Raw genomic sequence first — 6,368 nt, forward strand, 5'->3', positions numbered from 1 at the left:
CTCAACGTCCGCCGACGCGACCGCCTCGGCGGAGTGATCCACGAGTACCGACATGCCGCCTGACCTGCACGGACGAGTTTTCGGCACCTTCAGGGCTCCGTCGGCGAAGACCTGCGCGCGGTCGCGGCAGATGATCTCGATGCCGGGGTGCTCGCGTAGCCAGGCGGCGACGCTGTCCGCGTCGCGGTCGGGCAGCAGGTCCAGGGGCTGGTGGGACTCGCAGTCGACCAGGATGGTGCCGTACCGGTGGCCCTTCCTGGTGGCGAACTCGTCGATGCCCAGCACGCGCGGGGTCGTCCAGGCCGGGTCCGGCAACGCCATGACCAGGCGCAGGACGGTCGTCCGGCTGACCACGATGCCGAGTAGCAGCGCCAGACGGGCCACGGCGCGGGCGGCCAGGACGACGCCCAGCGCAGCGAGCATCCGCTGCAGGACGGGCGTTCGCCGGCCGTAGCGGCTGGTCAGCCCGTCTATCTGCTCGGCGAACGTCACCCGCCGGCACTTGCCGTTGTCGCAGAACAGCCGGCGCACCGACAGTTCAATCACCACGCCCCGCCCGCCGCACGGCGCGTCCGCCAGGCGCCGTCCGTACCGGCTGTGCACCCGGCCAGACGGCGCCTGGCAGCCTGGGCAGAGTACGGGGACGTCTTCCGGCGTCGACGCTTCGATCACCACGCGGCCGTCCCGCACCTCCATGTACTCGACCTGTATCCCGGCGAGATGCGGAAGCAGAAGGAAGAGTTCTTCACACGCGGCCAGCATCCGCCCGGAGATGACGGAGCGTCACCGGCGCACAGAAGCACGATCGACTTCACGGAATCCGTGCCTGAACCCGTGAACGGGAGCCACTTGGGCAATGGGAATGGGAGCCGCATTGCTCCATCAGTGAAGGGGATGGAGCACGACACAAGTCCATGATCGGCGACGAGAATGGGAGCCACCCTTATCGGGTGATGTCTGGCTGTGTCGGGATCGTATGGGAGTGTCCGCGGTAGCAATGCAGGTGAAAACCGATAGCTTGGTCGTCCCGGGCCCTCTTGCTCCGTGTCCCTGACAGGCTCGGTTCAGTAGGGCCCGGCTCCTTTGTGTGATGGCCACGGACTCGCGACGCGAAATCCAACGACCCCTGAAAGCTGATCCGGCGGGCACTCGGTTGCGGGCTTGTGATCTGGCTACTGTGTTGCGGTGAACGATGAATCTCTCCTCGGTAGGACCGTCTGCCTCATACCGTTGTCCACCGACCACGCCGAAGCCCTCTTGCCCTCTGCATCCGACCCGGAAGTATGGCGGTGGATGCCCCGGCCGCGTCCTGAAACCATGACGCAGATGAAGGCGCTGCTCAGCCAGATGATTGCGGATCCTGCACGACGGTGTTTCGCAGTGCAACGCTCTGACGACGACGCCGTGATCGGTTCGACCAGTCTGTATGACCTCGACCTAGTCGAGAGCCGCGCTGAGATCGGGGCAACCTGGTTCGACCGTTCCTGCTGGGGCGGCCCTTACAACGCTGAGTCCAAGCTATTGCTGTTCAGCCATGCCTTCGATGACCTGCAACTCGCCAGACTCGCCCTGCGCACTGACAATCTCAACGCGCGTTCCCAGCGCGCTTTGGACCGCCTTGGCCTGGTTTACGAAGGAACCCTGCGCAGCCATATGCGGCGCCAGGACGGCACTCGCCGCGACTCGCTGTACTACAGTCTGCTCGCAGACGAATGGCCCACCGTTCGCGACACGCTGCGCGCCAGAGTCGCCGCCAAGACCACTGCCTGATCCGGAGTTCCGAGCTTGTCTGCCAGGGCAGCGAAGGTCCGTTCCATCACCTGGCAGCTCGGCAAGCTGAGCTCGCCCACAGCGAAACGGATCCGCCGCCTCTCGGAGGTTCAGGTCGACGGGAGATCTGCGGGAATTCAGTGGATTGGGGCCCAGTTTCTAGAACCTGAACGGAGGGACGCGGCCGCAGTAGCGTGCTGATGATGTCGCTGCGGGCCTGCGATTGGTCGGCCAGCCAGATTCCGAGCTGGTGGCCGGCCCCCGCGAGCCGGAGGTCGGAGAAGTCCGCGCGGGTGGCCAGCGCGGTGCGAAGAAGCTCTGTCACACCCTCGGGAATGACCGCGTCCTGTTCCGGCACGACGAGGAGCGCGCGACCGTCGAACCGCGCGTAGGTGTCCAGGGCCTGACTGTCACGCCAGCTCTCCGGGCGCCGGATCAACTCGGTGAATCCGGCACCGAAGGGAACGTCCCAGGCATCACTTCCATAGATCCCCGGCGCGCATAGAACGATGGCTGCCACACGCCTGCCGTACAGATCCACCAGATCCGCGACAGTCTGGCCGCTCATGCTGAACCCGACCAGCACCAGAGGGCGCTCGGAGCCGAAGACCTCGTCGATGACAGCGACGGCCTGGTCGCGCCGCCGCCTGAGGCTGAGGTGAAGCAGCTCTCCGGTACTCTCCCCGTGACCAGAGAAGTCCAGCGCGAGGGCAGGATGCCCGTGCGCGGCAAAGTCCTCGGCGAACGGCAGATGACGCTCTTTGTCACCGGCACCGGCGCCGTGCATGATGACAACGCCGCAGGCACCGAAGCTCTCGTTCTGCGGCGTCACGGTGTAGAGACTGAGTTGTTCACCGTCCGCGGCGTGAACCGCCTTACGTATGACGGCGCCCATTGCATCTCCCAACGTAGTGGTGCGGCAGAAGTCGCATCGACCTCGCCAGCCACGATGACACACGGCGCAGGACCTCCCACAGGGACGACTTCACCGATTCCGCTCCAGTTCAAAGGACGGGCACTCAGTCAGCGCGCCGGCGTGACCTGGCGTTCGAACTCGGTGGCCTGGTAGCGGTAGGACTCGGTGCCGGTCTGGATGAGGGTGCAGCGGAAGGTGATTCGGTCGGCGATGGCCGCGCAGAGCCTGGGGTCGGCGAAGATCTTGTCCCACTCGGCGAACGGGGAGTTGGTGGCCGCCGCGGTTGCCTTGCACTCCTCGCGCTCGGTGAAAGTCTGGAACAGCAGCCGGGCGCCATTCTTGTCCAAGTTCAGATAGCCAAACTCGTCCAGGCAGAGAAGATCGACCTTGCTGTAGCGGGCGATCACAGAGGACAGGCGCCGGGCGGCATCCGCTTCGGCGGTCAACGACAGGTCGATCGCCGTGCGCATGACCAGGCCGTGCTCGTTCCACAGCTCGACCGTGCGCTGCATGGCTGCCGCGATGGCCTGGCGCGGCTCGTCGGCCTGCGCGGTGACCCGGGACCGCTCCCACAGGTGCTCAACAGTCCGGGCCACGAGCGCCGTGACCACTTCTTGCTTGGAGCCGAAGTAGAAGTACAGGGCGCCGCGGTCACCGGCGAGGATCAGGGCCTGCGCGGCTCGTCGATGAGCGAGCTGTGAGTCCCCGCTCGTATCGTGAAAAGAGACAGAGCTGCGGGGCAAGGCAGGGAAGTCATGAATGTGCCGGCGGTCGACTACGCGGCGGTGTTCCAGGCCCTTCCCGGGGCAGTGGCGCTGGTGACCCCGCAGCTGATCTACGCGGATGCCAACGCGGAGTTCTTGCGCCTCCGGGGCGTTGTCCGCGAGCAGGTAGTCGGTCGCTTCGTGCCCGAGGACCACCCCGAAAGGGACCCCTCCGAGCCTCTCCTGCTCAGAGTTCTGGCGTCACTGCGCCAGGCGGCGGGCACCGGTGAGCGCAGCATCATGGCGCTGCAGCGCTACGACATGGAGGACCCCGACCAGCCCGGAGTGTGGCACGAGCGGTACTTCAGCATGACCAACATCCCCGTGCTCGGATCTGATGGACGGGTGACGCTGCTGCTGCACCGGGTGGAGGACGTCACCGAACTCATCCGCGCCCGTGAAGTCGCGCTGACCTTGCAAGAAGCCATGCTGCCCGCTCCTCGCCCGGTCGGTCGGCATCCGGCGGCCGTACGCTACCGGCCCGCCGCCGAAGCACTGAACGTGGCCGGCGACTGGTACGACCTGGTCGACCTGCCCGGCGATCGCATCGCCGTTGCCGTCGGCGACGTCGTCGGCCACGGCCTGCCCGCCGCCGGTGTCATGGGACAACTGCGCAGCGCCCTCAGCGCCGCCTCCCTCGTCGCCGAAGGCCCCGCCCGCGCCCTGGAAGCCCTCGGGTTGTACGCCCGCACCGTCGACGGTGCCGAGAACACCACCGTGGCCACGGCAGTCATCGACTGGGAGACCCGCACCATCACCTACAGCAGCGCCGGCCATCCCCCACCTGGGCTCCTGCAGAGGGACGGGACCGTCGAGTTCCTGGACCAGGCCACCGACCCGCCACTGGCCGCCCGCCCTGAACACGCCCCCCGGATCCAGGCTGTCGCGGCCTTCCGCGAGGGCGCCGTTCTCGTGCTCTACACCGACGGCCTGATCGAACGCCGCGGCGAAGACATCGACACCGGCCTCGCCCGGCTCGCCGACTCCCTGGCCCGCCACCAGGCAGACGACCCCGAAGCCCTCGCCGACGCCGTGCTCAACGACCTACTTCCAACCGGTGTCGCCACCGACGACACCGCCCTGGTCATCGTGCGCCTGTGAATCCAAGCCGGAAGTGTCCAAGATTTCGAGCCCGCCCCCTGCGTTCTGGGTTGCCGTCCTTCCGCAGGGGCCGCGCCGGGCCATGTGGCCGCCGTGCGTCAGGCGCTGTTCGACCGGCTCAGCCCCGAACAGCAGAAGTCCCTCGGCGAGATCGATCCTCACCGGCGGCCGCCTGGAACACGGCACCACCGCCGACAGGGGTTTCGAGGTGCGGGCCTGGCTTCCCTGGGCGGAGTCCTGAGCTTAAAAACTTGGCCAACCTGCCTGGAGCACAGTCGGCGTACGAGCGGGCAGTCCGATCGCTCTGCGGACGTGGTTCTCTGGTGCGTTGCGGCGGTTGCGGGGCGTCTTGGTGACCAGTGACCTCGGTTCTGCTTAGACGTCGTTTTCTCTCGTTGTTTCGTCCCGTGATGCGGGCTTGGTCCGGTGCTGTCGGGTCGCGCCAGGAGATGGTGCTCTCGCCGGTAAGGCGGCGGGCCATGAGGTCCGTCATAGCGAGGTGGATCACGGCTTCGGAGCGAGTGCTGAACATCCGGCCTGTCGCAAGACCAGACCAGCCGGATGAATGGGTCAACGGTTGTTGATGGGCAGCCGTCTATCGCGATGAACGCAGCGGAAGGTGACGGAGGCTCCAGAGCGCTATATGTCGCTTCAGGGCAGCTTCGGGAGCACAGCGCCGGGGAAGCTACGTACGGCCTCGTTCGTTGCGCTGGCCGGTCAGGGGTCACCATGCACGCCCAGGTGCGTGATGCCGAAGCTGTGGTCGTACTTGAGGCCGTACTTCATGAGGCGGTCGAGACCGAGGTGGAACAGGCCGACGGCTCCGGCGACGGTGAGCGCGCTGGTGTGCCATCCGACTCCTGCGACGAGCAGTGCCAGCGGCAGCGGCGCGGTGTGCGCGAGGTTGTAGGTCCAGGCGCCTACCCGCGGGCCTACGAGGTACGCGAGCCAGGACAGGTCGGGGACAAGGAACAGAGCCGGGATCAGCCACCAGGGCTGCCCGGTGCTGCCAAAGACCACGAGAGCGGCTCCGGCGACGGCCAGACCCTCGATTCGCAGCCAGCTCAGTGGTCGACCGGTGACCACGCCTGGCGTTCCGACAGTCGCCTCGGGCTGTGTCAGGGCTGAGATCTTCGCGTCAGCGGGTGGTTTCGGGGTGTTCACGGGTGAGTGGGCGGCGGTCATGCCGGTCCTCCGGGGGTGTGGAGTCATCGGGGTCGGCTTGCAGGCCAGTGATCAGGGTGTCGACGAGGAAGTGGTAGCTGCGGGTGACCTCGCGGGACAGTCCGAAGCCGTCGGCGGCCTCGAGGATGGCGAAGCCGTCAAGCGCCGGTTCGCGCCATCCGGACGGCGTCGACCTGCGCGGACTTCGCGCTGGCACCGTCCCTCACCAACTCGACGCCACGAGGCTGTGACCCGACGTGCCCATCCGACCCGATATCGTTGCCCAGGCAACTGCGCCCGGGATCTCCAAGAGCATCAAGGAAGGCGCCAGCTGGCGGTGCGAGTGTGAGAGCGCGCGCGGACTCGGCAGTCAGACCGGCCGGTGCCCCGACCGGCACGGGCAGCCCGCGTACGGCACTGGCTCGCGCGTCATCCTGACCACCGCGCAAGTTGCGGAATGCTCCCGCGTCCGCTGGGTCAGTGCCCCGTAGCACGTACATGATCACGGCCATGCGGACGAGGCAGACCAAGGCGCCGGTGATGTCGCAGCGGTCGACGGCGACGGCATTCTCACAGAGCGCGCAGGCCCCGGTCGGCGAAGGCGATCAGCCACTCGAAGCTCTCGTCGATGTCGGCGCTCCACTGGAAGCCTC

At 67.0% G+C, this 6,368-nt stretch carries 7 protein-coding genes and 3 pseudogenes; 3 read left to right on the plus strand and 7 right to left on the minus strand.

Features of this window, described 5'->3' with window-relative positions; genetic code table 11:
• The coding region (locus tag ACNPQM_RS43370) for an ISL3 family transposase (protein ID WP_418088330.1) at positions 1-762 on the minus strand (762 nt) is incomplete at its 3' end.
• 423 nt (positions 763-1,185) lie between these two features.
• On the opposite strand from ACNPQM_RS43370, the gene ACNPQM_RS43375 reads away from it, so the two are divergent.
• On the plus strand, positions 1,186-1,770 hold the full coding sequence (locus ACNPQM_RS43375) for a GNAT family N-acetyltransferase (RefSeq protein WP_418088331.1): 585 nt from the start codon (positions 1,186-1,188) through the stop codon (positions 1,768-1,770).
• Positions 1,771-1,816: 46 nt separating this feature from the next.
• Here the strand turns inward: ACNPQM_RS43375 and ACNPQM_RS43380 are convergent, their stop codons facing one another.
• Both ACNPQM_RS43380 and ACNPQM_RS43385 read right to left on the minus strand, forming a co-directional pair.
• Positions 1,817-2,665, minus strand: coding sequence for an alpha/beta hydrolase (locus ACNPQM_RS43380; RefSeq protein WP_418088332.1), 849 nt, complete (start codon positions 2,663-2,665; stop codon positions 1,817-1,819).
• Between the two features lie 128 nt (positions 2,666-2,793).
• Positions 2,794-3,429 carry an ATP-binding protein gene (locus ACNPQM_RS43385; protein WP_418088333.1) on the minus strand — a complete coding sequence of 212 codons (636 nt, stop codon included), beginning with the start codon at positions 3,427-3,429 and terminating at the stop codon, positions 2,794-2,796.
• Positions 3,430-3,441: 12 nt separating this feature from the next.
• On the opposite strand from ACNPQM_RS43385, the gene ACNPQM_RS43390 reads away from it, so the two are divergent.
• Positions 3,442-4,551, plus strand: coding sequence for a PP2C family protein-serine/threonine phosphatase (locus ACNPQM_RS43390; RefSeq protein WP_418088334.1), 1,110 nt, complete (start codon positions 3,442-3,444; stop codon positions 4,549-4,551).
• A 72-nt stretch (positions 4,552-4,623) separates the two neighbouring features.
• Positions 4,624-4,704, plus strand: a pseudogene (locus ACNPQM_RS43395) (MarR family transcriptional regulator); the annotation flags it as partial.
• Between the two features lie 250 nt (positions 4,705-4,954).
• Here ACNPQM_RS43395 and ACNPQM_RS43400 read toward each other — a convergent pair.
• From ACNPQM_RS43400 to ACNPQM_RS43415, 4 genes and pseudogenes are all read right to left on the minus strand, one after another.
• Positions 4,955-5,074 (minus strand): annotated as a pseudogene (locus ACNPQM_RS43400) (IS5/IS1182 family transposase); the annotation flags it as partial.
• 194 nt (positions 5,075-5,268) lie between these two features.
• Positions 5,269-5,736, minus strand: a complete 468-nt coding sequence (locus tag ACNPQM_RS43405) for a DUF4260 domain-containing protein (protein WP_418088335.1) — start codon at positions 5,734-5,736, stop codon at positions 5,269-5,271.
• Positions 5,690-5,932, minus strand: coding sequence for a hypothetical protein (locus tag ACNPQM_RS43410; protein WP_418088336.1), 243 nt, complete (start codon positions 5,930-5,932; stop codon positions 5,690-5,692). Before ACNPQM_RS43410 ends, ACNPQM_RS43405 begins: the two co-directional genes overlap by 47 nt.
• A gap of 353 nt (positions 5,933-6,285) precedes the next feature.
• Positions 6,286-6,368, minus strand: a pseudogene (locus ACNPQM_RS43415) (TetR/AcrR family transcriptional regulator); the annotation flags it as partial.

The sequence above is a fragment of the Streptomyces sp. NPDC056231 genome (assembly GCF_048270745.1).
GTDB lineage: Bacteria > Actinomycetota > Actinomycetes > Streptomycetales > Streptomycetaceae > Streptomyces.